Source organism: Kitasatospora sp. NPDC034533, from assembly GCF_055575155.1.
This window is the reverse complement of sequence record NZ_JBVITE010000056.1, coordinates 36862-60009: the sequence shown is the minus strand read 5'-3', so window position 1 is coordinate 60009 and position 23148 is coordinate 36862. Positions and strand designations below refer to the sequence as shown.

General features: G+C 74.5%; 17 protein-coding genes and 1 tRNA gene. 8 read left to right on the top strand and 10 right to left on the bottom strand.

The window, feature by feature from the left end:
- Positions 1-91: 91 nt before the first annotated feature.
- Positions 92-313: a DUF6011 domain-containing protein gene (locus ACZ55U_RS30195; protein ID WP_465531074.1), complete on the bottom strand. Its 222-nt coding sequence runs from the start codon at positions 311-313 to the stop codon at positions 92-94.
- 60 nt (positions 314-373) lie between these two features.
- On the opposite strand from ACZ55U_RS30195, the gene ACZ55U_RS30190 reads away from it, so the two are divergent.
- Positions 374-1141 (top strand): TetR/AcrR family transcriptional regulator, encoded by a 768-nt coding sequence (locus ACZ55U_RS30190; RefSeq protein WP_465531072.1) that lies wholly within the window; start codon positions 374-376, stop codon positions 1139-1141.
- 38 nt (positions 1142-1179) lie between these two features.
- On the opposite strand, the gene ACZ55U_RS30185 is transcribed toward ACZ55U_RS30190, so the two are convergent.
- Complete coding sequence (locus ACZ55U_RS30185; RefSeq protein WP_465531070.1) at positions 1180-1581, bottom strand: winged helix-turn-helix transcriptional regulator; 402 nt, start codon at positions 1579-1581, stop codon at positions 1180-1182.
- 102 nt (positions 1582-1683) lie between these two features.
- On the opposite strand from ACZ55U_RS30185, the gene ACZ55U_RS30180 reads away from it, so the two are divergent.
- Both ACZ55U_RS30180 and rarD read left to right on the top strand, forming a co-directional pair.
- Entirely contained in the window at positions 1684-2532 is an 849-nt protein-coding gene (locus ACZ55U_RS30180) for an SDR family oxidoreductase (RefSeq protein ID WP_465531068.1), read from the top strand.
- 218 nt (positions 2533-2750) lie between these two features.
- On the top strand, positions 2751-3728 hold the full coding sequence (rarD, locus tag ACZ55U_RS30175; RefSeq protein WP_465531066.1) for an EamA family transporter RarD: 978 nt from the start codon (positions 2751-2753) through the stop codon (positions 3726-3728).
- Here rarD and ACZ55U_RS30170 read toward each other — a convergent pair.
- Genes ACZ55U_RS30170 through ACZ55U_RS30160 form a run of 3 tightly spaced genes read right to left on the bottom strand, consistent with a single transcriptional unit; the run spans position 3718 to position 6955 of the window.
- Complete coding sequence (locus ACZ55U_RS30170; RefSeq protein ID WP_465531064.1) at positions 3718-4662, bottom strand: ABC transporter permease; 945 nt, start codon at positions 4660-4662, stop codon at positions 3718-3720. The two genes, rarD and ACZ55U_RS30170, sit on opposite strands and share 11 nt — an antisense overlap.
- A complete protein-coding gene (locus ACZ55U_RS30165; protein ID WP_465531062.1) occupies positions 4649-5707 on the bottom strand; it encodes an ABC transporter ATP-binding protein in 1059 nt (352 codons plus the stop codon). The genes ACZ55U_RS30170 and ACZ55U_RS30165 overlap by 14 nt, the downstream gene beginning before the upstream one ends.
- A 3-nt stretch (positions 5708-5710) precedes the next feature.
- Positions 5711-6955 carry a LolA family protein gene (locus ACZ55U_RS30160; RefSeq protein WP_465531060.1) on the bottom strand — a complete coding sequence of 415 codons (1245 nt, stop codon included), beginning with the start codon at positions 6953-6955 and terminating at the stop codon, positions 5711-5713.
- 182 nt (positions 6956-7137) lie between these two features.
- Here ACZ55U_RS30160 and ACZ55U_RS30155 point away from each other — a divergent pair, with 182 nt between their 5' ends.
- Both ACZ55U_RS30155 and ACZ55U_RS30150 read left to right on the top strand, forming a co-directional pair.
- Positions 7138-9726 carry a bifunctional FO biosynthesis protein CofGH gene (locus ACZ55U_RS30155; protein ID WP_465531058.1) on the top strand — a complete coding sequence of 863 codons (2589 nt, stop codon included), beginning with the start codon at positions 7138-7140 and terminating at the stop codon, positions 9724-9726.
- Positions 9727-9935: 209 nt separating this feature from the next.
- Positions 9936-11054 carry an ADP-ribosylglycohydrolase family protein gene (locus tag ACZ55U_RS30150; protein ID WP_465531056.1) on the top strand — a complete coding sequence of 373 codons (1119 nt, stop codon included), beginning with the start codon at positions 9936-9938 and terminating at the stop codon, positions 11052-11054.
- A 145-nt stretch (positions 11055-11199) separates the two neighbouring features.
- On the opposite strand, the gene ACZ55U_RS30145 is transcribed toward ACZ55U_RS30150, so the two are convergent.
- From ACZ55U_RS30145 to ACZ55U_RS30135, 3 genes are all read right to left on the bottom strand, one after another.
- The gene (locus ACZ55U_RS30145) at positions 11200-11415 is read right to left on the bottom strand and encodes a DUF397 domain-containing protein (protein ID WP_465531054.1); all 216 of its coding nucleotides are present in this window, start codon (positions 11413-11415) and stop codon (positions 11200-11202) included.
- Positions 11412-12275 (bottom strand): helix-turn-helix domain-containing protein, encoded by an 864-nt coding sequence (locus ACZ55U_RS30140; protein WP_465531052.1) that lies wholly within the window; start codon positions 12273-12275, stop codon positions 11412-11414. Before ACZ55U_RS30140 ends, ACZ55U_RS30145 begins: the two co-directional genes overlap by 4 nt.
- A 564-nt stretch (positions 12276-12839) precedes the next feature.
- Positions 12840-13580: a GOLPH3/VPS74 family protein gene (locus ACZ55U_RS30135; protein WP_465531050.1), complete on the bottom strand. Its 741-nt coding sequence runs from the start codon at positions 13578-13580 to the stop codon at positions 12840-12842.
- A gap of 298 nt (positions 13581-13878) precedes the next feature.
- On the opposite strand from ACZ55U_RS30135, the gene ACZ55U_RS30130 reads away from it, so the two are divergent.
- The gene (locus tag ACZ55U_RS30130; RefSeq protein ID WP_465531048.1) at positions 13879-16299 is read left to right on the top strand and encodes a hypothetical protein; all 2421 of its coding nucleotides are present in this window, start codon (positions 13879-13881) and stop codon (positions 16297-16299) included.
- Between the two features lie 124 nt (positions 16300-16423).
- On the opposite strand, the gene ACZ55U_RS30125 is transcribed toward ACZ55U_RS30130, so the two are convergent.
- Entirely contained in the window at positions 16424-17962 is a 1539-nt protein-coding gene (locus tag ACZ55U_RS30125; protein WP_465531046.1) for a glycosyltransferase family 39 protein, read from the bottom strand.
- A 169-nt stretch (positions 17963-18131) separates the two neighbouring features.
- On the opposite strand from ACZ55U_RS30125, the gene ACZ55U_RS30120 reads away from it, so the two are divergent.
- Positions 18132-18204: transfer RNA gene (locus ACZ55U_RS30120), tRNA-Arg, on the top strand.
- Positions 18205-18488: 284 nt separating this feature from the next.
- The gene (locus ACZ55U_RS30115) at positions 18489-20966 is read left to right on the top strand and encodes an FtsX-like permease family protein (RefSeq protein ID WP_465531044.1); all 2478 of its coding nucleotides are present in this window, start codon (positions 18489-18491) and stop codon (positions 20964-20966) included.
- Positions 20967-21954: 988 nt separating this feature from the next.
- On the opposite strand, the gene ACZ55U_RS30110 is transcribed toward ACZ55U_RS30115, so the two are convergent.
- Positions 21955-22851, bottom strand: coding sequence for a phosphatase PAP2 family protein (locus ACZ55U_RS30110; protein WP_465531042.1), 897 nt, complete (start codon positions 22849-22851; stop codon positions 21955-21957).
- Positions 22852-23148: the final 297 nt, after the last annotated feature.

Below are 23148 nucleotides of genomic sequence, written 5' to 3'. Positions count from 1 at the left end.
ACCGCCGCGATCTGGCACAACGACCAGACCGGGCAGCCCGTCATGCGTTCCCTCACCGCGTACGACCACTGAACCCCTTGGCATCAATCATCTAGACCCCGGGCAGCGGCTCCTGGTCGACGTCGAACCGCGCGACCCGCTCCGCCGGGTCCCGGCACTCCGGGCCCAGCCGCAGCATCCGCGACTCCGGGTCGTGCAGCGGCCGGTGGCAGCGGCGGCAGGTCACCCGCGGGCGGAGGGTCTGCGCGGACTCCGTGCCGGGAAGCGGCTCGGGGCCGGAGGGGCTGCTGGTGCTGCCGGTGGGACTGCTCATGGGGAGACGGTAGCCGCCCGCACCGTCAAGGCCTCCGCCGGTGCGTGAAACGATGGCCCCATGGCCACCGACCGCAGCAGCGCAGGAGACCCGGCACGCACCCTCGCCCTGCTCTGGGGCCTCACCGCCGAGGAGAAGCCCGGCCGGCGCGGACCCCGGCAGGCGCGGTCGACCGGGGAGATCGCCGCCGCCGCGATCGCCCTCGCCGACGCCGAGGGCGTGGACGCCGTCACCATGCGCCGGGTCGCGCAGGAGCTGGGGCTCTCCCCGATGGCGCTCTACACCTACGTGCCCGGCAAGGCCGAACTGCTCGACCTGATGCTGGACACCGTCTACGCCACGATGCCGCGCAGTGCCCCCGCCGACGACGGCTGGCGCGCCCGGGTCACCGCCGTCGCGGACGACAACCGCGCGCTGCACCGCGCCCACCCGTGGGTCGCCGCCGTCTCCACCAGCCGCCCGCCGCTCGGGCCCGGGCTGATGGCCAAGTACGAGTACGAGCTGCGCGCCTTCGAGGGCACCGGGCTGTCCGACGTCGACCTGGACGCCGCGCTGACCCACCTCCTCGGCTTCGTCCAGACCTGCGCCCGGATGGCCGCCGACGAGCGCGCCGCCCGCCAGGACAGCGCGATGACCGACGAGCAGTGGTGGGCCGCCAACGCCGATCTGCTGGCCCGGGTCTTCGACCCCGAGCGCTACCCGGTCGCCGCCCGGGTCGGGGCCGCGGCCGGTGAGGCGCACGGCGGCGCGTACAGCCCGGAGCACGCCTACGCCTTCGGCCTGGCCCGCGTCCTGGACGGGCTCGACGCGCTCATCGGGCGGCGCTGAGCCGACGCGTCCGTCCGGACGCCGCCGACCCGGCGCGCTCACCGCCGGTCGTACTCCTCGCGCGCCGCCTCGACCTCCGGTACCCGCCGCTCCGACCAGTGCGCCAGCGCCGCGACCAGCTCCGCCGCCTCCCGCCCCAGCGGGGTGAGGCTGTAGTCGACCCGCGGCGGGATCACCGGGTGCGCCTCGCGCAGCACGAAGCCGTCCCGCTCCAGCGTCTGGAGGGTCTGGGCGAGCATCTTCTCGCTGACCCCGGCGACCTTGCGGCGCAGCTCGCTGAACCGGTAGCCGCGCTCGTTCAGCGCGCCGAGCACCAGGACGCCCCAGCGGCTGGTGACGTGCTCCAGCACGCCGCGGGAGGGGCACATCCGGTCGAAGACGTCGGCGGGGGGCAGCCCGGCCGCCGCCGGGCCGGCTTCCTTCAGCTCGCTTACCTTCATGTCAGTACCCTACTTCTAAGTGCGTACTTTCTAAAGGTTAGTGCTTTCCCTAGGGTGAGTTCCGAGGTCAGAACCCCCTAGCGATCCCCTGGGAGCATCACCATGTACGTCGTCACCGGTGCCACCGGCCAGCTCGGCCGTCTCGTCGTCGAAGGCCTGCTGGCCGCCGTCCCCGCGAGCGAGGTGGCCGTCGCCGTCCGCTCCGCCGAGAAGGCCGCCGACCTGGCCGCGCGCGGCGTGACCGTCCGCGTGGTCGACTACGACAAGCCGCAGACCCTGGCCGGCGCCTTCGCCGAGGGGGACCGGGTGCTGCTGATCTCGGGCAGCGAGGTCGGCCGCCGGATCCCGCAGCACCGCGCCGTGGTGGAGGCCGCCGAGGCCGCCGGGGTCGCGCTGCTCGCCTACACCGGCATCCTGGGTGCCGCCACCTTCCGGCTGGCCGACGAGCACAAGGCGACCGAGGAGCTGATCCTCGCCTCCGGCCTGCCGTACGTGTTCCTGCGCAACGGCTGGTACACCGAGAACTACCTGGGCGACGCGGCCGGCACGGCGGCTCGCGGCGTGGTGCTCGGCAGCGCCGGTCAGGGCCGGGTCGCCACCGCCCCGCGCCGCGACTACGCGGACGCGGCGGTCGCCGTCCTGGTCGGCGAGGGCCACCGGGGACAGGTGTACGAGCTGAGCGGTGACGTCGCCTGGAGCCTGCCCGAGCTGGCCGCCGAGCTGTCGGCGGCCTCCGGCAAGCCGGTCGAGTACCGGGACGTCACCCCGGCCGAGCACCTGGCCGCCCTGGTCGGCGCGGGCCTGCCGCAGGGCTTCGCCGAGGCCCTGGTGGACGTGGACGCGGGCATCGCGCGCGGCGAGCTGGCCGGCACCCCGGGCGATCTGGCCCGGCTGATCGGCCGCCCGACCGTGCCGCTGGCCGAGTCCGTCCGCGCGGCGCTGGCCGCCTGACGCGCGGCGCCGGGGGCCCGACGCGCGGTGCCGGCCGTCTGACCCACGGCGCCGGGGCCCGGCGCGCGGCCCGATCCGCCGGAGTGGCGGATCGGGTCGGCCGGGCGCGTGCCGGCACCCGGGCAATGTCATGACCAAACTCCGGAAACGGAGATGACAGTCACCCCTCCCGGCCGCTACCGTCGCCTCGACACACGTGCGCGGGAGGACGGTCGGCCATGGCGGCAACAGAACAGCAGGACAACGGCCGGGGCCTCTGGTACGGCATCGCCGCGTACGGCATCTGGGGCCTGTTCCCGCTGTTCTGGCCGCTGCTGGAACCGGGCGCCGCCGACGACATCCTGGCCAACCGGATGGTCTGGTCCCTGGTCGCGGTGGTGCTGCTGCTGATCGCCCAGCGGCACTGGGGCTGGATACGCCCGCTGCTGCGCCAGCCCCGCCGGCTCGCCATGCTGGCCGGCGCCGCCACCGTGATCTCGGTCAACTGGGGCGTCTACATCTGGGCCGTCAACGCCGGGCACGTGGTCGAGACCAGCCTCGGCTACTTCATCAACCCCCTGGTGACCATCGCCTTCGGCGTCCTGGTGCTCAAGGAGCGGCTGCGCGGCGTCCAGTGGACGGCGGTGGGCATCGGCGCCGCCGCCGTCGTGGTGCTGACCGTCGCCTACGGGCAGCTGCCCTGGATCGCGCTCACCCTGGCGCTCTCCTTCGCCACCTACGGCCTGCTGAAGAAGCGGGTCGGGCTGAGCGGGCTGGAGAGCCTGGCGGCCGAGAGCGCCTTCATGTTCCCCTTCGCCCTCGGCTACCTGGTCTACCTGGAGGCCACCGGGCGCGGCACCTTCGGGCACACGGTGGCCGGCTCGTACGGCTGGGGGCACTCCGGGCTGCTGATGCTCAGCGGGGTGATCACCGCGATCCCGCTGCTGTTCTTCGGCGCCGCCGCCATCCGGGTGCCGCTGACGGTGCTCGGACTGCTCCAGTACCTCGCGCCGGTGTTCCAGTTCCTGATCGGCGTCGCGGTGTTCCACGAGTCGATGCCGCCCGCCCGCTGGGCCGGCTTCGGCCTGGTCTGGGCCGCGCTCGCGCTGCTCACCTGGGACGCGCTGCGCCAGGTGCGGACCGACCGCGCGGTGCGGGCCGCGGCCGTGCCGCGACCCGCACCGGTGGAGGCGCCCCGGGAGTCCGTCACGCGCTGATGTCCCGGCTGGTGAAGCGGGACCAGGCGGCCGAGCCGAACACGGCGACGTAGGCGGCCTGGAGGCCGAGGTCCTTCAGCACCCCGTCCCAGTACATCGGCGCCCGCAGCAGGTCAGCGAAGTTCAGCCAGTAGTGGGAGAACAGGAACGGCCTGATCGCGTCCAGCTGCGGGAAGGCGTCCAGGATCTGGACGGTGACCACCAGCCCGACGGTGGCGGCCATCGCCGCGATGCCGCTGCCGGTGAGGGTGGAGACGAACAGCCCGATCGCCACCAGCCCGGCCAGCGAGGCCGCGACCACCAGCGCCACCAGCAGCGCGCGCAGCAGCGCGTCACCGAGGCCGATGGTGTCCCCGGAGAGCAGCGTCACCTCGCCGAGCGGGAAGAGCGCGGCGCCCGCGGCCAGGGCCGTCACCGCGACCGCCGCCGTCGCGGCCAGGCAGAACACCAGCCCGGCGGTGAACTTGGCGGCCAGCAGCCTGGTCCGCCCGGCCGGGGCGACCAGCAGGTAGCGCAGCGTCCCGGAGGCGGCCTCGCCCGCCACCGCGTCCCCGGCGACCACGCCGACCGTCATCGGCAGGAAGACCGGCAGGGCGACCGCGAGGGCGGTGAAGACCAGGAACAGCCCGTTCTGGGTGGTCTGGGCGATGAAGCTCGGACCGCCGCCGTCGCGCGGGCTGTCCGTGTTGAGCTTGACCACCACCCCGATCAGGATCGGCAGCACCGCCAGGATGGCCAGCAGCACCTTGGTGCGCATCCGGCGGAAGGTCAGGTGCAGCTCGCTGCGGAACAGCGCCAGGAACCCGGCCGCCGTCTGCGGCCGCCGACCGGCGGCGAGCGGCGGAGAGCCGGCCCGCGACGGCGCCCCGGCCCCTGACGGCGCCCCGGCCCGCGACGGCGCCTCAGCCTGCGATGGTGCCTCAGCCCGCGACATCGAAGCCCTCCCCGGTCAGCGCCACGAAGGCGTCCTCCAACGTGCCCCGCTCCAGCCCGAAGCCGTGCACCCGCACCCCGGCCCCGACCAGTGCCGCGCACAGCCTGGGCAGCGCCTCCTCGTCCAGGACGCCCGGCTCGCCGTCCACCCGGCCCTCGCCGGGCACCAGGGCGGTGATCCGGTGCTCCGCGAGCACCTCGGCGGCCCGCGCCACGTCCGGGGTGCGGACCACCAGCCGCCCCTGCGCCCGGGCGGCCAGCTCGGCCACGGTGCCCTGCACCACCAGCCGGCCCCGGGACATCACGGCGGCGTGGGTGCAGACCTGCTCGATCTCGTCCAGCAGGTGCGAGGAGAGGAACACCGTGGTGCCCTCCGCCGCGACCTCCCGGACCAGCGCCCGGATCTCCCGCATGCCCTGCGGGTCCAGCCCGTTGGTCGGCTCGTCCAGGACCAGCAGCTCGCGCGGCTGGAGCAGCGCGGAGGCCAGGCCCAGCCGCTGCTTCATGCCCAGCGAGTACGCGCGGGCCTTCTTGCCCGCCGCGGCGCTCAGGCCGACCCGCTCCAGCGCCGCCTCCACGCGCCGGCGGCGGGTGCGCGGGTCGGCGGTCGGGTCGGCGGCGTCGAAGCGCACCAGGTTGTCCCGCCCGGAGAGGAAGCCGTACAGCGCCGGGCCCTCGATCAGGGCGCCCACCCGGGGCAGCACGGTGGCGACGGACTGCGGCATCGACTCGCCGAGCACGGTGGCCACGCCCGAGGTGGGGGCGATCAGGCCCATCAGCATCCGGATGGTGGTGGTCTTGCCGGAGCCGTTGGGGCCCAGGAAGCCGAAGACGGAGCCGCGCGGCACGGCCAGGTCCAGGGCGTCCACGGCGAGCTGGCCGCCGCGGAAGCGCTTGGTCAGGCCGCGGGTCCGGATGACGTCGTCGGCGTGGGAGCCGGGCGGGGTGGGGGAGGCGGCGGGAACGGGAACGGGGGCCGGGCGCGGCGCGGCGCCCGGACCCCCGGCCGACTCCGTAACGTCCCCCGTTACGGGAGCCTTGGTCATCCGTCAGTTCACCCCGGCGGCGTGCTGGAGGACCGGCAGGGTCACCGCGCCGGCGAAGACCCGGCCGTCGTCGGTGAGCAGGACGTTGAGCACCTTGGTGCTCACCAGGGTGCCGCCGTCGACCGGCTTGCCGAGCGACTTCACCAGCGCCTGCGGGTTCACCGACCGGGCCGCGTCGCCCCCGCGACCGCCGTGCCTGCCGCCCTTGCCGTCGCCCTGGGGCGCCGTGTCCACCGCGCTGGGCAGCCGGGTGGTGACGACCGTCGTCCAGCCCTCGCCGATCACGTTCACGCCCGGGTGCCCCTCGGTGCCCGGGTGCGCCTTGGCCCCGCCCGGCGCCTCCTCGCCCGCCCCGTCCGCCTTCTGGTCCGTCACCTTGGCCCCCTTGGGGGCGGTGAAGTCGAAGGTCCTGGCGTCCGGCTTGGCGAAGGACACCTCGGTGAAGCGGACGTTCAGCACGGTGCTGCCGTCGGTGGACGTCACCGCCACCGCCAGCGGCACCCCGTTGTCCGCGTCCACCGAGATCCGGACCTCGGACAGGGTCGAACCGGACTGGGTGGGCTTCACGCTCAGCTGGTAGGCGTTCTGCCCGGCCACCTTGGCCGTCCCGGCGACCGTCACCGAGGTGGTGCCGGCGCTCGCGGCCAGGAACTGCCCGGCGGCCTCCTGGGGGGTGGCCGGCAGCCCGGACAGCGGAGCCTCGGCGTGCCGCCCCTCGGCGGCCCGCCCGGTCGTGTGCACAGCGCTGTTGGACGAGCTGTCCCAGGCCCAGGTCTGGTCGCCGTTGTGGACGAGGGTGTAGCCGGCCATGTTCTCCAGCACGTCCACCCGCCGGCGGTCCGGACCGTCCACCGCGACGCGCAGCGTCTGGTCCCCGCCGAGCAGGCCGAGCAGCTTGGCCTGCGGGTCCGCGGTGGAGCCCTTGTCGCCGCCGTGCCCGCCGGCCGCCCCGCCGAGGCCGCCGGCCGCGCCCAGCAGCTGGCCGGGCACGCCGAGGTCGGTGGAGACCGCGACCGTCCCGGACAGCGCCTGGGTCTCGGAGCCGAGCACCTTGGCGACCAGCTGTTCCGCCGTCACCGCCGGCAGGTCGGGCGCGCCGTCCGCGGCCAGCGCCGGTACCAGCCCCACCCCCGCGGCGATCGCCGCGGCCACCGCCACCGGCACCCCGGCGCGCATCAGGACGCGCCGTCGGGAGCGGTACGGCACGCCGCCGTCCGGATCGTCCCCCGCCGCCTTCTCATCGATCATGGCGTTCTCAACTCCTTTGGGTGCCCGTGTGATTGGCCTTGCTCCTCCATTAGAAGCCGCCGCGGCGGCGCCGTCATCGCCCTGTGGGGCCAGATCGGGGTGGCCTTCACGGCTACACCGACCCTGAGACGGCATCAGGGTTCCGTCCCTCCGGAGTACCACGTCTGGCATAAGGTCACGCCATGGACGGAACCGCCGTGGACGCCAGCACCCCGCCGACCGCGAACGCGATGCGCCGCGCCCTGCGCCGCGCCCGGGACGGCGTCGCCCTCGACCTGGCCGAGGCCGCCGTGCTCCTCCAAGCCAGGGGCGACGACCTGCTCGACCTGTGTACGAGCGCCGCCCGGGTCCGGGACGCCGGCCTCGAAGCGGCCGGCCGTCCCGGGGTCATCACCTACTCCAAGAGCGTCTTCATCCCGCTCACCCGGCTCTGCCGCGACAAGTGCCACTACTGCACCTTCGCCACCGTCCCCGGCAAGCTGCGCCGGGACGGCCACGGGGCGTTCATGTCCCCGGACGAGGTGCTGGAGGTGGCCCGCCGGGGCGCCGAACTCGGCTGCAAGGAAGCCCTGATCACCCTCGGCGACAAGCCCGAGGACCGCTGGCCGGAGGCCCGCGAGTGGCTGGACGCGCACGGCTACGACGACACCATCGCCTACGTGCGCGCCATGTCGATCCGCGTCCTGGAGGAGACCGGCCTGCTGCCGCACCTCAACCCGGGGGTGCTGAGCTGGACGGACTTCCAGCGGCTCAAGCCCGTCTCCGCCTCGATGGGCATGATGCTGGAGACCACCGCCACCCGGCTGTGGAGCGAGCCCGGCGGCCCGCACCACGGCTCCCCGGACAAGGAGCCGGCCGTCCGGCTGCGGGTGCTGGAGGACGCCGGGCGCAGCTCCGTCCCGTTCACCAGCGGCCTGCTGATCGGCATCGGCGAGACGTACCGGGAGCGCGCCGAGTCGCTGTTCGCGCTGCGCAAGGTCTCCCGGGCCTACCACGGTGTCCAGGAGCTGATCCTGCAGAACTTCCGCGCCAAGCCCGACACCGCGATGCGCGGCATGCCGGACGCCGAACTGGACGAGCTGGTCGCCACGGTGGCCGTCGCCCGGCACCTGATGGGCCCCACCGCCTGCCTCCAGGCGCCGCCGAACCTGGTGGACGGGGAGTACGAGCGGCTGATCGCGGCCGGCATCGACGACTGGGGCGGCGTCTCCCCGCTCACCCCCGACCACGTCAACCCCGAGCGCCCCTGGCCGCAGATCGACCGCCTCGCCGAGCGCTCCGCCGCGGCCGGCTTCGAGCTGCGCGAGCGCCTCGCCGTCTACCCCGAGTACGTGCTGCGCGGCGAGCCCTGGCTGGACCCGCGGGTGCTGCCGCACGTGCGCGCGCTGGCCGACCCGGCCACCGGCCTGGCGAACCCGCAGGCGCCGGTCCGCGGGCTGCCCTGGCAGGAGCCCGAGGACCTGCCGGAGTCGTACGGGCGCACCGACCTGCACACCACCATCGACACCGAGGGCCGTACCGGGGACCGCCGGGCCGACTTCGAGGACGTGTACGGCGACTGGGAGGTGCTGCGCGAGCAGGTGCTCGCCCAGGGCGCCCCCGAGCGGCTGGCCGGGGACCTGCGGGAGGCCCTCGCGGTGGCCGCGGACGACCCGGTGAAGCTGACCGACGACCAGGCGCTGGCCCTGTTCCACGCGGACGGCCCGGCCCTGGACGCGCTGTGCCGGATCGCCGACGACGTGCGCCGGGACGCCGTCGGCGACGAGGTCACCTACTGCGTCACCCGGAACATCAACTTCACCAACGTCTGCTACACCGGCTGCCGCTTCTGCGCCTTCGCCCAGCGCCGCACCGACGCGGACGCCTACACCCTATCCCTGGAGCAGGTCGCCGACCGGGCCGCCCAGGCCTGGGAGGTGGGCGCCACCGAGGTCTGCATGCAGGGCGGCATCCACCCGGACCTGCCCGGCACCGCCTACTTCGACATCGCCCGCGCGGTGAAGGAGCGGGTGCCCGGCATCCACGTGCACGCCTTCTCGCCGATGGAGGTGGTCAACGGCGCGACCCGCACCGGGCTGTCCATCCGGGACTGGCTCCAGCGGGCCAAGGAGTCGGGCCTGGACAGCATCCCGGGCACCGCCGCCGAGATCCTGGACGACGAGGTCCGCTGGGTGCTCACCAAGGGCAAGCTGCCGGCCGCGACCTGGGTCGAGGTCGTCACCACCGCGCACGAGCTGGGCCTGCGCTCCTCGTCCACGATGATGTACGGGCACGTGGACACCCCGGCGCACTGGCTCGGCCACCTGCGGCTGCTCGCGGAGATCCAGCAGCGCACCGGAGGCTTCACCGAGTTCGTGACCCTGCCGTTCGTCCACACCAACGCCCCGGTCTACCTGGCCGGCATCGCCCGCCCCGGCCCGACCGCCCGGGACAACCGCGCGGTGGTCGCGATGGCCCGGCTGCTGCTGCACCCGCACATCCCCAACATCCAGACCAGCTGGGTCAAGCTGGGCGCCGAGGGCGCGGCCGAGATGCTCCGCTCGGGGGCCAACGACCTGGGCGGCACGCTGATGGAGGAGACCATCTCGCGGATGGCCGGCTCGGCGTACGGGAGCTACAAGTCGGTGCGCGACCTCCAGGCGATCGCCGAGGCAGCGGGCCGTCCGCACCGCCAGCGCACCACCACCTACGGCGAGGTGCCGGCCGAGCGGCGGGCCGCGGCGCTGGCCTCGGACGGGCACCTGCCGAAGCTGCTGCCGGTGCTGGACTGAGCCCGGGTCCGTCCCCGGCCGCCGCTCCCGGCGGTGGCCGGGGACGGCGGCCTGGGCGGGGCCGGGGTAGGGCCGAGGGTGGCGGCCGGACCGGGCCGGCGAACCCGGGGGACGGGGCCGCTTCGATCGGCTCTTCGATTAGGGTTCGAGGGCGCGCGGCACGGCCCGGCATCGCGCGGACCCCCGCACCCGAGGAAAGGCACCCCGTCGTGTTGCCACTGTGGTCACGCGCCCAGCAGCAGGACTACCGCAGCCGGGTGCGGGGCTGTCTGCTCGGCGGTGCCATCGGCGACGCGCTGGGCGCCGGCGTCGAGTTCGACTCGCTGGAGAGGATCCGGGCCCAGTACGGCCCGCAGGGCGTCACCGGCTACGTCCCCGCGTACGGGCGCACCGGCGCCGTCACCGACGACACCCAGCTCAGCCTCTTCACGGTCGACGGGCTGATCCGGGCCCACGTCCGGCGCGACACCGGCAGCTGGCACCCGCCCACCGACCTGCACCTGGCCTACCTGCGCTGGGCCGCCACCCAGCGCGACTGGGGCCCGGACGAGCGCCGCCCGGACCTCGGCTGGCTCGGCCGCGAGGAGTGGCTGTACGCCCAGCGGGCTCCCGGCCAGGGCTGCCTGTCCGGCCTCACCGGAGCCGACGGCGAACGCCTCGGCACCCTGGAGCTGCCCAAGAACCCGCACTCCAAGGGCTGCGGCACGGTGGTGCGGGCGGCCCCCTTCGGGCTGCTCACCACCTGGGAGCCGGGCCTGGTGTTCCAGCTCGCGGTGGAGTGCTCGGTGCTCACCCACGGGCACCCCACCGGCTACCTCGCGGCGGGCGCGTTCGCGGTGATCGTCCAGTCCGTCGCCCGCGGCGGCACCCTGGAGGAGGGCGTGCACCTGGCGCTCGCGCTGCTCTCCGAGCGGCAGGCGCACGAGGAGACCACCGCCGCACTGCGGGCCGCCCTGGACGCGGTGCGGGCCGGCGAGCCGTCCGCCGACCGGGTCGAGGCGCTGGGGGAGGGCTGGGTCGCCGAGGAGGCACTGGCGATCGCGGTCTACTGCGCGCTGGTCGCGCACGACGTGCGCTCGGGCCTGCTGCTCGCGGTCAACCACTCCGGGGACAGCGACTCCACCGGCGCGATCTGCGGCAACCTGCTCGGGGTGCTGCACGGGGACACCGCCCTGCCGCCCGGCCTGCTGGCCGGACTTGAAGGACGCGGGGCGATCCTCGAACTCGCCGACGACTTCGTGATGGAGCTGGTGCACGGCACCGAACTGCACGACCGGCGGACCCCGGAGGGCCTCCAGTGGGCCGCCCGCTACCCGGTGGCGAGCTGAGACCGGGGCCCTGTAGAGCGGGCTGGGGCCGGGGCCCTGAAAAGCCGGGGCCCTGAAAAGGAGGTCGCCCGTGGCGCGGGCCGCCGCCGAGGGCGACGGGCCCGGCCACGGGCGACTCGTCCGAGTGCGGAACCGGGTGGGCCGCTCAGCCCGGGAGCCGGCCGAAGCCGCCGGCCCCCGCCGCCGAGGCGAACGCCGTCCAGGCCGCGGCGGAGAAGCGCAGCTGCGGGCCACCGGGGTCCTTGGAGTCCCGGACCGCCACCACCCCGGCGCCCGGGACGGCGACCTCCACACAGGCGCCCTGGCCTCCGCTGTGACTGCTCTTGCGCCAACCGGTTCCGTACTCGGACGGGGTGATCATTCGTGGAATTCCTTCTCGATGTCGGCTATCAGCGACCGGCTCTCCGCGACACCGAGCGCGGCCGCTCTCAGGTAGTCGTACAGTCCGGTATAGCGGCGCACGTCGGCCTCCTTCTCCAGGTAGAGATCGCTCGTCACACCTTCGAAGTAGACAACCGTGGAATCGGCTGACTCGGGGAACTCCAGCAGAGAGAATGTCCCGGTCATGCCGGGATGGGCGCCGTGCGAGAACGGGATCACCTGGATGGTGATGTTCGGGCGCAGGCTGAGGTCCAGCATCTGCCGCAGCTGCTGCGCCATCACCGCCTTGCTGCCGACCTCGCGGCGCAGCACCGCCTCGTCTATGACGGTCCACAGGCTGCCGAGCTGGTTCTCGCCGTGGATGCGCTCCTGGCGCTTCATCCGGACCTGCACCCGGCGCTGCACGGCGACCGCGTCGGTGTCCGGCTGGGTGCCCTCGACCACGGCCTGGGCGTAGTGCTCGGTCTGCAACAGGCCGGGGACGAAGGAGGACTCGTACGCGCGGATCGAGGAGGCCTCGGCCTCCAGCCCGATGTAGACGCTGTACGGCGTCGGCATGTCGTTGAAGTCGTGCCACCAGCCGCGCTGGCGGGACTCCTTGGCCATCTCCATGAGGCTGGCGCGCAGCTGGTCGTCGGGCACGTTGTACACGTCGCAGAGGTCGCGCACGTCGCGCTGGCTGATGCTGCGGCGGCCGTTCTCCAGCCGGCTGATCTTCGACTGGGAGACCATCAGACGGCCGGCCACCTCCTCCGCCGTCATGCCCAGGCCCTCGCGGAGCTTGCGCAGCTCCGAACCCAGACGCCGACGACGCACGGTGGGATTGACGTTGGCGGACACTTCGACCTCCGGCCGGACCTCTGGTGCTCGTTGGAACGGCAGTCCTCGGAACACTTCGGACATTGGGACCAACCCCCCTGACTCGGAGCAGCATGTCACCTTGGGCCAGGTCGGCGCCGGGGATTCATCGCAGCGCGGTAGAACAGATCATCGGAAAAGCGCTTCCGCGAGACAGTGGAAGTCCCCAGGTGGTAATGCGGCTCGGCTATTCGGACGGGTGCTGCGGGTGGGTGTCCCCGGAGCGGTCGGCGACCGGTCCGCACGTGCCCCCGGCACGTGCGGGGGCAGGTCGCGGCCGGGTGTCCGGGGACGGCAGAGGGGCGGTCGCCGGGCGACTCGCGTCGCGGGGCGACCGCCCCTGGGTGCTGCTGGTGGTGCCTCCGGTCAGGCCGGTGGCACCGGTGGTGCGCCGGGTCGCCCAGCGCCTTCCGGCGGCGTGTCAGCGCCGTGCGGCGGCGTGGACGGGGCGGTGCGCGCCGTCGGACGCGCGGCCGGTGGCGTCGGGCGCGGTGGTGGCTGCCCGCCCGGCCGTGCGCGTCGAGGCGGCCGTCACGGCCTGCCCGGTCAGCGGACGCCGACCCGGGGAGCGGAGACCCGCCCGCCCGAACCCCGGCCCGCCGAGCGGGTGCCGGGACGGCCGGAAGCGGCCCCGGAACCCTGGGAAGAACGGTTCTGCTGCGTCGGCAGGCCGTTCTGGACGTCCATCACGGCGTGCGCGACCATCCCGCCCAGCGGGTCGTACCGGATCAGGTCGCGCAGCCGCGACCGCGAGGACCGGCCCTCGTTGCCCGGGTACAGGTGCTTGCCCAGCCCGACCGAGTGGGCGAGCGCCGCGAGCGCGGCCGTCCGCGGGTCCGGCGGGACACCGGTGCGGATCGCGGTGTCCAGCCGCTGCTTGATCGCGGCGTTGGTGCAGTCGTCGGACGCCTGGTACCGGGTCGTCGGCAGCACCCCGCACACCTGGCCCGGCACGGCCGTGACCATGCCGCAGCGCTCCAGGTGCGCCAGGTACGTCTGCCGCAGCCCCAGCCGGGGCCCGCCGATCCAGTGCGCCGCGCGGACCGGACTGCCGCGTCGGCGCAGCAGTTCCAGCGCGTGGTCGAGGGTCGGGTCGCCGGTCGGCCGTGCGAGCACGACGGCGATCCGGTCTCCCTCCGGTACGATCCGTCCGGCCAGGGACAGCTCGACGAGCTGCGCCCCGGCGAGTCCGAGGTCGAGGGTCTGCGGCTGCGCCGTGGTACCCGTGGTCGGGTCCAAAGCGAGCAGCAAGAGTTCCTCGGGAACAGTTCTGCGGCTCTTGCCCATCCAAGCCTCCCCGCGTGGATGAGAGACAGGGTGACGCCTCTCACACGGGCTTGTCGAGTACGCCTCCGAATCGTGACCTTGGAGTGAAGGCGCGGAACCGGCGGTGTCAGGCCCTGCGTCTGACCGGTGAACAGACCGCGGTGCGGCCAGGCGAGGACAATAAGCGCCGGTCGGGCGGGGTGTGCGCGGACGGAACGACCGTCGGTGGCGGAGACTGTACAGGTACACGGGGCGGGGCGTCGGCTTCCCGAAATCGGGTTCGCCGGTGCCCCGCCGGGCGTTGAGGAGGCTGGGATACGTGGGCGAGTCCCCCGACAGGGTGCTGAGGGACGGCGACGAGCGGCAGCGGGACCGCGAACGCGAACGGACCGGTACGGCGGCCGGCGCCGCCGGGTCCGCCGAGGCCGGCTCCGCTCCGGCGGCTGATCGGGAGTCAGCCCCGGTGCCGGCCAAGGCGACCGCCGGGGCCTCCTCGGACGCCTCTTCGGACGCCGCCTCGGGAGCCGCCTCGGACGACCCCGCCGAGACCTCCGGCGAGGCGGCCCCGGAAGCGTCCGCCGACGCTCCGGCGGCGACGGCCGAGGGCGGCTCGACCGTGCAGCTCCGCGTCCGGGATGTGGACAGCGAGACGACGATGCTGCGGCTGCCGGTGGACAACCGGACCACCGCCCTGCGGCTGCCCGAGGAGCTGGTGAAGGCTGCCGGCAAGGGGAGTTCCGGAGGTGAGGGCGAGGAGGAGGGGGCCTCGGCGTCGGCCGAAGAGGTGACCCAGGCCGTCGAGCGTCCGGTCGGCGCCGACCCGCGTCTCGCCATGCGGACGGGCGTCGCGGTGGCGGAGAAGGTGGGGGAGAAGGCCGGAGGAGAGGCCGGGGAGGAGAAGGCCGAGCCGTCCGGCGGGGCCGGCTCCGAGGGGGCCGCCGAGCCTGCCGAACCGGCCGAGCCCACGGTCGAGGTCGCGGCGGTCGCCTCGGTCGCATCGGCCGGGAAGGCCGCCGGGATCGACAGGGCGGAGAAGGCCGACAAGGCGGAGAAGACGGAGAAGACGGGGAAGGCCGAGGACGGTCCGGAGGGCGCCCCGGACACCCCGGACGCCTCGGACGCCTCGGACGCCGAGTCCGAGGACTCTCCCGCCGGGTCCGACCTGACCCTCGCGCTGACCAAGCCCGCGCAGCCCGGCCGGCGGTCGGACCAGGCCGAGAAGCTGGAGAAGCCCACGCCGCTGCGTGCCTCGGCCGGCACCGCGGCCGGCACCGTTCCGGAGCCGAAGCCCAAGCCCGTCCCGGAGCCCGAGCCGACCCCCGGCCCGGCGCCGCTGCCGAAGCCGGCCCCCGGCCCCGGCCCCGGCCCCTCCCCGGCCCCGAAGCCGCTGCCGGAGCCCGACCCGCGTCCGGTGCCGCCGGTCCCGCCACTGCCCGCCCCGGAACCGCTGCCCTCGCCGGAGAACACCGCCGAGGCGATGGAGGTCCTGGCCTCCCTCAACGCCCGCCCGGTCTCGCCGCTGCGGCGCGCCCTCAAGCGGGTGACCATCTGGACGGTCTTCCTCGCCGTGGTGCTCGGCGCGCTCGCGGTGGCCCAGCTGCTGCGCCCGCTGCCGGACCCCAAGCTGAAGATGACGGTCGCCGGCAGCTACAACTTCGCCGGTGACCCGCTCGACCTCGCCTGGCCGGCCAAGGGCCAGTCCGCCGCCGAGGTGGTCGGCGTCGGCAGCCTCGGCAGCTCGGGCCAGGAGGTGCCGGCCTCGATCGCCAGCGTCACCAAGGTGATGAACGCCTACCTGATCCTCCAGAAGTTCCCGCTGAAGAAGGGGGAGAGCGGTCCCAAGATCACCGTCGACAAGCAGGCCGCCCAGGAGTCCGGCAACGTCGACGAGTCCAAGGTGACGCTCACCGAGGGCCAGGTGCTCACCGAGTACCAGGCGCTGGAGCTGCTGATGCTGCCCTCGGCCAACAACGTGGCCCGGCTGCTCGCCCGCTACCACTCCGGCTCCGAGGCCGAGTTCGTCAAGCAGATGAACGACACCGCGGCCAAGTTCGGCATGGCCAACACCATCTACGCCGACCCGGCGGGCTTCAACCCGGACACCAAGTCCACCGCCAAGGACCAGCTGAAGCTGGCCGAGCAGGTCATGCAGGACGAGATCTTCCGGCAGATCGTCTCCACCCCGGAGACCAACTTCAACAACGTGAAGATCTCCAACACCAACAACCTGATCAACCCGAAGACCGGCGTGATCGGCGTCAAGACCGGCTCCAGCACCCCGGCCGGCGGCTGCCTGATGTGGGCCGCGTACAAGGAGATCGGCGGGGTGAAGCGGATGATCCTCGGCGTCACCCTGGGCCAGCAGGCCACCGGGCCCAAGGAGGGCGAGGGCATCCTGCCGACCGTGCTGAAGGTCAGCGGCAAGCAGATCCAGGCCGCGCAGAACGGCCTGACCGGCCAGACCGTGGTGAAGAAGGGCGACGTCGTCGGCTCGGTGGACGACGGGCTCGGCGGCAAGGTCGCGGTCGTCGCGACCCAGGACCTGGTGGTGGCGGGCTTCCCCGGCATCTCCGGCACGGTCACCCTGGACGCGTCGAAGATCGACCACACCCTGCCGGCCGGGACCGAGGTCGGTGTGCTGCGGGTGGGCGCGGGCGAGGACAAGACGGAGGTCAAGGTGGCCCTCCAGTCGGACCTGAACCCGCCGTCCATCCAGTCCCGGCTGCTGCGCACGCTGTGAGCCGCTGAGGTTCGGAGCAACGACGAAGGACGTCGGAGCCAGGACGAACAAGAAGGGGAGCCGGTCGGTACCGGCTCCCCTTCTCCTTGTCGTCGTCCGTCTTCGACCCCTGCGGCCCCCGGTCCTACGCGTTCCGGTCGAGCAGCGCGAGGGTGAGTCCGCCGAGCGGCGTCACCCGGTCCGGGGCGCCGTACCGGGCGCGGAGCACCTGGGCCTGGTCCGTCGGCATCGCGCCCAGCGGGTCCAGGGTGTCGCCGAGGACTATCAGCCATATCCGGGACGTTTCGCCCAGGCAGTCCTCAGGCCGCGGGCAGGAGGCCGGCGTGAGGTCCTCGGCGTCCTCGGCGCTCCGCGCGACGAAGACCGGGTAGGGGCGGACGCCCGAGGGCAGGTAGTAGCTGACGCCCGGCCAGGCCATCGCCCACGACTGGTCGCCCAGCGGCGCCGCCATCCCGTCCCCGGCGCGGTAGCCGGCGGATATCTCCCGGGCCACCGCCTTGAACGGCTCCTCCGAGCCGTTGTGCGAACCGACGTAGCGCACCGAGGACTGCTTCGGCAGCGCCGCCACGGCCGGCAGGGCGAGCAGGGCGACGGCCAGCAGGCCGCCCAGCGCGACGGCCTGCCGGGGCTCCCGGCCGAGGCGCCGGGCCAGGGCCGCCACCGCGCCGTACGCCGCCCAGGCGCCGCCACCCGCCAGCACCGCCCAGGCGGGCACCGTGAACAGCAGGTACCGCCCGATGAAGTAGGAGGTGTCGCTCAGCCGCGACACCAGCCAGACGGCCACCACCGGCAGCTCCGCCAGCAGCAGCGCCTGCCAGGCCGCGACGCGCCGACCGGGCAGCACCAGGGCCAGGACCGCCAGCAGGACGAAGGCGTGGAAGACCTGGTCCGAGCCGAGCAGGTGCTCGCCGAAGCGGGTGAGGCCGCGCATGGAGGGGACCGGTATCCAGCCCAGCTGCCGGTCCGACTGCCGGCTGCCCAGCAGCACCACCGGCAGCACCGGCAGCGCCGCCACCACGACCGCCAGCGGGTAGTGCCACAGCAGCCGCCGGTCCGCCCGCGCCCGGGTGCGCCACAGGTGCAGCGCCAGGAGCCCCACCTGCCCGACGACCGTGCTGAAGGAGACCAGGTGCCCGGCGCCGGCCAGCGCCATGGCCACGCAGTACGGCGCCCAGCGCCGCCAGGTCGGCCGCTCCAGCGCCCGCAGCAGGAAGTACGAGGCCGCCGCGACCGCGCAGGTCACCAGCGCGTAGGAGCGCGCCTCCTGGGCGTACCGGACGATCTGCGGGGGCACCGCGAACAGCAGCCCGGCGCCGACCGCCGCCACCCGGCTGCCGAACAGCTTGCGGGCGGTGAGCGCCACGAACCCGGCCGCCGCCGCCATCGCCAGCACGGAGGGTATTCGCAGGGATATCGCGGAGTCGCCGAACACCGCCGTCCAGCCGTGCATCAGCAGGTAGTACGCGCCGTTGCTGGCGTCCACGTGCTGGAGCAGTCGCAGCAGGTCACCCAGCGAGCGGGTGGCCACCGTCGCCGTCGCGATCTCGTCCCGCCACATGTCCGGCGTCCCCAGCCGGTACCCGCCCACCACCAGCATGACCACCGTGGGCCACACCCACACCTGCCCCAACAGCCGGCCCACCGGGCGCACAGCAGGTCTCATCAGGTCCTTCGTCTCCTTAGCCGCGCCGTAAGCAGGGTCGGATCCCACCCTGCCCGGCAGGCTACTTGACGCGCGCTGACACCCTGTCGACCGCCCGCGTCCCAACCGTCACCCCGAGCCCCACCCCCGATCCGGTACGCTGTGAACGGCCTGGTAGCACCCGGGCCGCGCCTCAGTAGCTCAGGGGATAGAGCACGGCTCTCCTAAAGCCGGTGTCGCAGGTTCGATTCCTGTCTGGGGCACGACGAACGCGCAGGTCGCAGGCCCTCCGCCCACTCGGGCGGGGGGCCTGCGCCGTTCCCGGCCGCGTTCCGGCCGGGGCGGCCACCCCGGGAGGGGACGCCGGGGCGCCGGGGCGTCGGGGGCGGCGTACCTCCGGAGGAGGAGGCGGGGCCGGCGGCCGTCCGTCCGCGGAGTGATCATGAAACCGACCTGGTGCCGACCGTCCGCGGCCATTCCGTTCCTAGGCTCGACGGGACCCCTGCCGGAGCGAGGTGGCCGGCCAGGGCGGACGAGCCGGGGAACCATGACGACGTACCGATACACCGTGGCCGAACTGCGCGGCCAGCTGCGCCAACTGCTCCTGAGCGGCGCCGCGATCGCGCTGGGGGTGGCCTTCCTGATCGCCTCCGTCAGCGGCAGCGGGGCGCTGGTGGACTCCTACAGCCAGACCGCGGCGGCCGAGGTCGGACCCGCCGACATCCAGGTGACCGGGAAGACCGCGGCCGGGGGGCTGGACGCCGCCGCCGTGGAGCGGGCCCGGCGGACCGCGGGGGTGGCCGCGGTGGCCCCGCGGCTGACCGGCAAGGGCGGCGTCCTGGCCGCCGACGGACGGCCGCTGGACCGGACCGCCGCGGTCAGCGCCGTCGCCGAGGACCCGGCACTGCGCTGGCAGTCGCTCAAGGCCGGGCGCTGGCCGGCCGGCCCCGGCGAGGTGCTGCTCGACACCGGGACCGCTGACCGGCTCGCCGCCGCCGTGGGGACCGAGGTGCACCTGACCAGGGCCGACGGCACCGCCGCCACCGCCCGTCTGGTCGGCACCCTGGACGGGCGGGGCGCACCGAGCCTCGCCGGAGCGCCGATCATCGGTGTGCCCGCGGACGCCGTCGCCGCCTACGCGGCCGGCGTCACCACCGTCCGACTCGACATCAGGGTGAACCCGGACGCCTCCCCGACCCGGACCGTCGACGCCCTGCGGGCCGTCCTCGGCACCGATGCCGAGGTGCACACCCGCGCGGCCTCGGTCACCGAGGCGACCCGGCAGAGCAGCACCATGTACGGCGTCGTGCTGATCGCCGCCCTCTCCTTCGTCCTCATCGCGCTCGCGGTGGCGCGGATGGTGGTCGGCAACACCTTCACCGTCGTCCTGGCCCAGCGGACCCGCCAACTCGCCCTGCTGCGCTGCGTCGGCGCCGACCGGCAGCAGCTGCGCCGGCTGATCCGCCGCCAGGGACTGCTGCTCGGACTGGGCGCCTCGACGGCGGGCGTGCTGCTGGGGGTCGCCCTCGGCGCACTGGGCACGGCCGTGGTCGACGGGCTCGACCTCGGACCGGTGCACCTGTCGCTGCTGCCGTCCCCGCTGACCTGCCTGCTGGCCGGGCTGTTCGGCGTGCTGCTGACCCTGCTGGCCGTCCGAGGTCCGGCGAAGGCCGCCGCGGCCGTGCCGCCGGTCGCCGCGCTCGGCGGTGCGCCCGCGCCGACCGGCGGGGCGGCCCGGGTGCGGGGCGCGGTGTGGACCGCCGTGCTGCTGGCCGGCGGCACGGCGCTGCTGGTGGCCGGGGCGATGGCCCCACCGCCGCTGTCGCTGCTCGCCGTCACCGTCGGTGCCATCGCCAACTTCTTCGGAGTGCTGCGGCTGGCCCACCGGGTCCTGCCCGCGGTCGTCGCCGTACTGGGCCGGCCGGCCCGGAGGCTCGGCGGCACGGCCGGGCGGCTCGCCACCCAGCAGCTGCGGCTCAACCCGGGACGCACCGGGGCCACCGGCGCGGCGCTGCTGCTCGGGGTGACGGTGATGGTCGGAGCGGTCACCGCGCTGGACATCACCTCCCGCTCGCTGGTCCCGGTGGTGTCCGCGCGCCAGCCCGGGGTCTTCTCGGTGGCCGCCACGGGCGGCGGCCCCCTGCCCGCCGGGGCGTTCGGAGCGCTGGACGCGCTCCGAGCCGAACACGGGCTGACCGTCACCCCGGTCCGTTCGGCCACCGTCGACCTCGACGGCCGGCCCACCGTGGTCGCCGCCGTCGACGCCACCGGGCTCAACTCCTCGACGGACGACGTGGACCGGGCCCGCTCGCTCGCCGAGGGCGAAGCGCTCAGCGGGCTCGGCGAGACCGGCGCGCACCGGGCGGGCGGTGTCGAACTCCGGCTTCGACCCGGCCGCAGCAGCCTGCCGTTCACCCTCCAGAGCGGGGCCACCCTGCTGGTGACGCCCGCGACCCTGGACCGGCTCGCCCCCGGCGCGCCCGTCACCACGGCCTGGATCAGCCCGGCGGGGGGCGAGGACCGGGCGACCGCCCGCCGCGCCCTGGACCGCGCCCTCGCCGACCACCCGCAGCTGACCGTCACCGACACCGCCGCCCAGGCGGACACCCTGCGCTCCCTGCTGGACCGGCTGAAGACCGTCAGCATGGCCCTGCTGTCCTTCTCGGTCGCCATCGCCGGGCTCGGCGTCGCGGCCACCCTGATGCTCAGCATTACCGAACGCTCCCGCGAGATCGGCATGCTGCGGGCGATCGGGATGACGCGCGAGCAACTGCGCCGGATGCTCACCCTGGAGGCGCTGCTGCTCTCCCTGGCCGCCGCCCTGGTCGGCACCGGCCTCGGCATCGCCTACGGCTGGGCCGCCGCCCGCTCGATCACCTCGACGATCGGGACGGTCGGCAGCCCGCCGCTGCTGCCCGTGCTGGCCGCCCTGGCCCTCACCGTCCTGGTCGGCCTGGCCGCCGCCGTCCTCCCGGCCCGCCGGGTCGGCCGGATGAGCGCGGTGACGGCGATGCGGGCTTCGTGACCTCGGCGGAGGTGGAAGCGGAGGCTCGGACTCGGGCCTGCCGATCGTTCCGCTCGGCCAAGGGCCGCCCCCGGGGTCGGGCCGCAGTGGGCTGGGTCGGCTGGGCCCGATGGAGGAGGTCTTCCGGCCCGCCCGGTCGGCTGGGCGGCGGGCGACGCAGGACATGGGGGAGAGGTCGTCGGTGATGTGCGGGCTCGGCGGGGCGGCCGGACGTCGAGCTGGGTTCTGGACGCCTGGGCGACGGCCCCGTTTCCGCCGGGCAGTCAGGGGACGGCGGTGGGGCTTCCCGGCTGGACGGCCGCCGCGGTGAGGGCCGGGGCCAGGTGAGGGCCGGGGCCATGCGGGCGGTCGGCGGGGAGGGACGGGGAGGGAGGGGGCGGTGAGATGGGACTCGGTCTCGCGGGCGCCGCGCAGGAAGGCCTGATCGAGGGCCGACGATGACGACTTCGCGGCGGTCCTCGCTCGCTTCGGCGATCAGCCCCCTGGCCGGGCCCCAGACCGCGCCGCTGCCGTGGACGTGCCGGCCGAGGTGGTCGTCGAGCGCAGGGTAGCGGGTGTGGTCGAGCGCGCGGGCCGGGCATCGGGCTGAACCGCGCCGACCTGGTATGCGTGGCGGCCGTCGAGTACGGCGGCTCGGGGGTGCCCAGGGAAGAGGGAGCCACAACGGATGCCGGGTCGGTCGCGTTCGGTCGTGAACAGGTGCTGGTCGTCGTGGCGGACGACGCGGCCGCCGCCCGGACCGAGGACGGGGGAGGTCCGCAGGCCTCCCGTACGGCGGCGTCGCTCGCCTGGGCGCGTGGCCGAAGAGGCGCTTTCCGCGGTCAGCCCCGGCGCCCGACGGCGTTGGCGGGGGTGTCGTCGCCCACGGCCCGGGCCTGGACGGCGGTGATCGTCAGCGGGCGGTCGGGACAACGCGCGGGCGCGGCGGCCGTGGTGTCGGCGCGGCGGCCGCTCGGCGCGCGGAGCCGTGGACACCCTGGGGCAGCGCTCAGCGGACCGTCTCGTCCGGCCGGTCGGCGGGATCGCCCAGGCCATGGTCACGCAGGCCTCTCTCGCCCAGGCCCTCGTCCCCCAGGCCCTCGTCGCCCAGTCCGAGTCCAGGCCCGTCCTCGTCAGGAGCCGCCGCACCCGGCGACGGCCGGCCGCCCGACACGATGACACGCTGCACCCGGGGCCTGGTGCGCCAGTTGACCCGCCGTACGTCCCGGGCCAGGGCGCCGGGGCGCCAGAGCTGGATCACTGCGGTCACGGTGCCCAGCACGATCCCGGCGGCCAGCCAGCCGGCCAGGACGTCGCTGGGCCAGTGCACCCCGAGTGCGACCCGGGTCCAGCCGATGGTCAGCACCGTCACCGCCGCCACCAGGCAGGCGGCGGTCCGGCCGCGCCGGTGGACCCGGTACCAGAGCAGGCCGACCAGGACCGCGCAGGTGATCGCCGAGGCCATGGCGTGCCCGGAGGGGAAGGCCGGGCCGCCCGCGTGGGAGACCGGGTCCGCGAAGGAGGGCCGCCGGCGGTCGAAGGCCAGCTTCAGCGCCCACTGGGCGCCCCAGCCGACCAGTGCCTGGGCGGCCACCCAGCCGGCCAGCACCCGCGCGCCGATCAACCAGAGCCACCCGGCCGCGAGCCCGAGCAGCGTACGCATCGTGACGGTGCCGCCGATGTCCGAGAGCGTCTGCACCGAGGCGGTCCAGATCCGGTGTTCCCGGGCGTAGACGTGGAGTTCGGAGATCCACTCCTGGTCGAAGCGGGCCAGCGGACGCCAGTGGCCGGTGACCAGGACGGCCAGGAGGCCGAACAGCGCGGCACAGCCCAGCGCGAGCGCTGCGTCCCGAAGGAGACTGCGGTTACGCGCAGTGGCGAGGGTCGTGCTGTTGGTCAGGTGCATGGCTGACACCTTCCCAGTGTCCCGGGCTCAGCGCGGGCCGGAGTGATAGCGATTCGGCATCGTTTGTGAGGAGGACCTGCGTGCGTCGGAGTGTGGGCCCGGGCGGAAAGCGGGGCATCGGGGGAACGTCCGCAGCCGTTCGCGGGTTCAACGGGTGGGCGGCGAGCGCGTGAGGGTCGGGTGAAGAAATCGCTCCGGGACACTCGCCCGCCGGTGCGGACCGTGGTCGGCGAGTTACGGAATGTCCGTTTCCGGGGTGAAAGTCGGCAGGATACTTCATCGCCGGTAAGAAACTGA

What these genes read in the sequence shown, in the direction of transcription:
- ACZ55U_RS30195 (WP_465531074.1), bottom strand. Translation starts at nt 313, where the DNA reads ATGAGCAGTCCCACCGGCAGCACCAGCAGCCCCTCCGGCCCCGAGCCG.
- ACZ55U_RS30190 (WP_465531072.1), top strand. Translation starts at nt 374, where the DNA reads ATGGCCACCGACCGCAGCAGCGCAGGAGACCCGGCACGCACCCTCGCC.
- ACZ55U_RS30185 (WP_465531070.1), bottom strand. Translation starts at nt 1,581, where the DNA reads ATGAAGGTAAGCGAGCTGAAGGAAGCCGGCCCGGCGGCGGCCGGGCTG.
- ACZ55U_RS30180 (WP_465531068.1), top strand. Translation starts at nt 1,684, where the DNA reads ATGTACGTCGTCACCGGTGCCACCGGCCAGCTCGGCCGTCTCGTCGTC.
- rarD (WP_465531066.1), top strand. Translation starts at nt 2,751, where the DNA reads ATGGCGGCAACAGAACAGCAGGACAACGGCCGGGGCCTCTGGTACGGC.
- ACZ55U_RS30170 (WP_465531064.1), bottom strand. Translation starts at nt 4,662, where the DNA reads ATGTCGCGGGCTGAGGCACCATCGCAGGCTGAGGCGCCGTCGCGGGCC.
- ACZ55U_RS30165 (WP_465531062.1), bottom strand. Translation starts at nt 5,707, where the DNA reads ATGACCAAGGCTCCCGTAACGGGGGACGTTACGGAGTCGGCCGGGGGT.
- ACZ55U_RS30160 (WP_465531060.1), bottom strand. Translation starts at nt 6,955, where the DNA reads ATGATCGATGAGAAGGCGGCGGGGGACGATCCGGACGGCGGCGTGCCG.
- ACZ55U_RS30155 (WP_465531058.1), top strand. Translation starts at nt 7,138, where the DNA reads ATGGACGGAACCGCCGTGGACGCCAGCACCCCGCCGACCGCGAACGCG.
- ACZ55U_RS30145 (WP_465531054.1), bottom strand. Translation starts at nt 11,415, where the DNA reads ATGATCACCCCGTCCGAGTACGGAACCGGTTGGCGCAAGAGCAGTCAC.
- ACZ55U_RS30135 (WP_465531050.1), bottom strand. Translation starts at nt 13,580, where the DNA reads ATGGGCAAGAGCCGCAGAACTGTTCCCGAGGAACTCTTGCTGCTCGCT.
- ACZ55U_RS30125 (WP_465531046.1), bottom strand. Translation starts at nt 17,962, where the DNA reads ATGAGACCTGCTGTGCGCCCGGTGGGCCGGCTGTTGGGGCAGGTGTGG.
- ACZ55U_RS30115 (WP_465531044.1), top strand. Translation starts at nt 18,489, where the DNA reads ATGACGACGTACCGATACACCGTGGCCGAACTGCGCGGCCAGCTGCGC.
- ACZ55U_RS30110 (WP_465531042.1), bottom strand. Translation starts at nt 22,851, where the DNA reads ATGCACCTGACCAACAGCACGACCCTCGCCACTGCGCGTAACCGCAGT.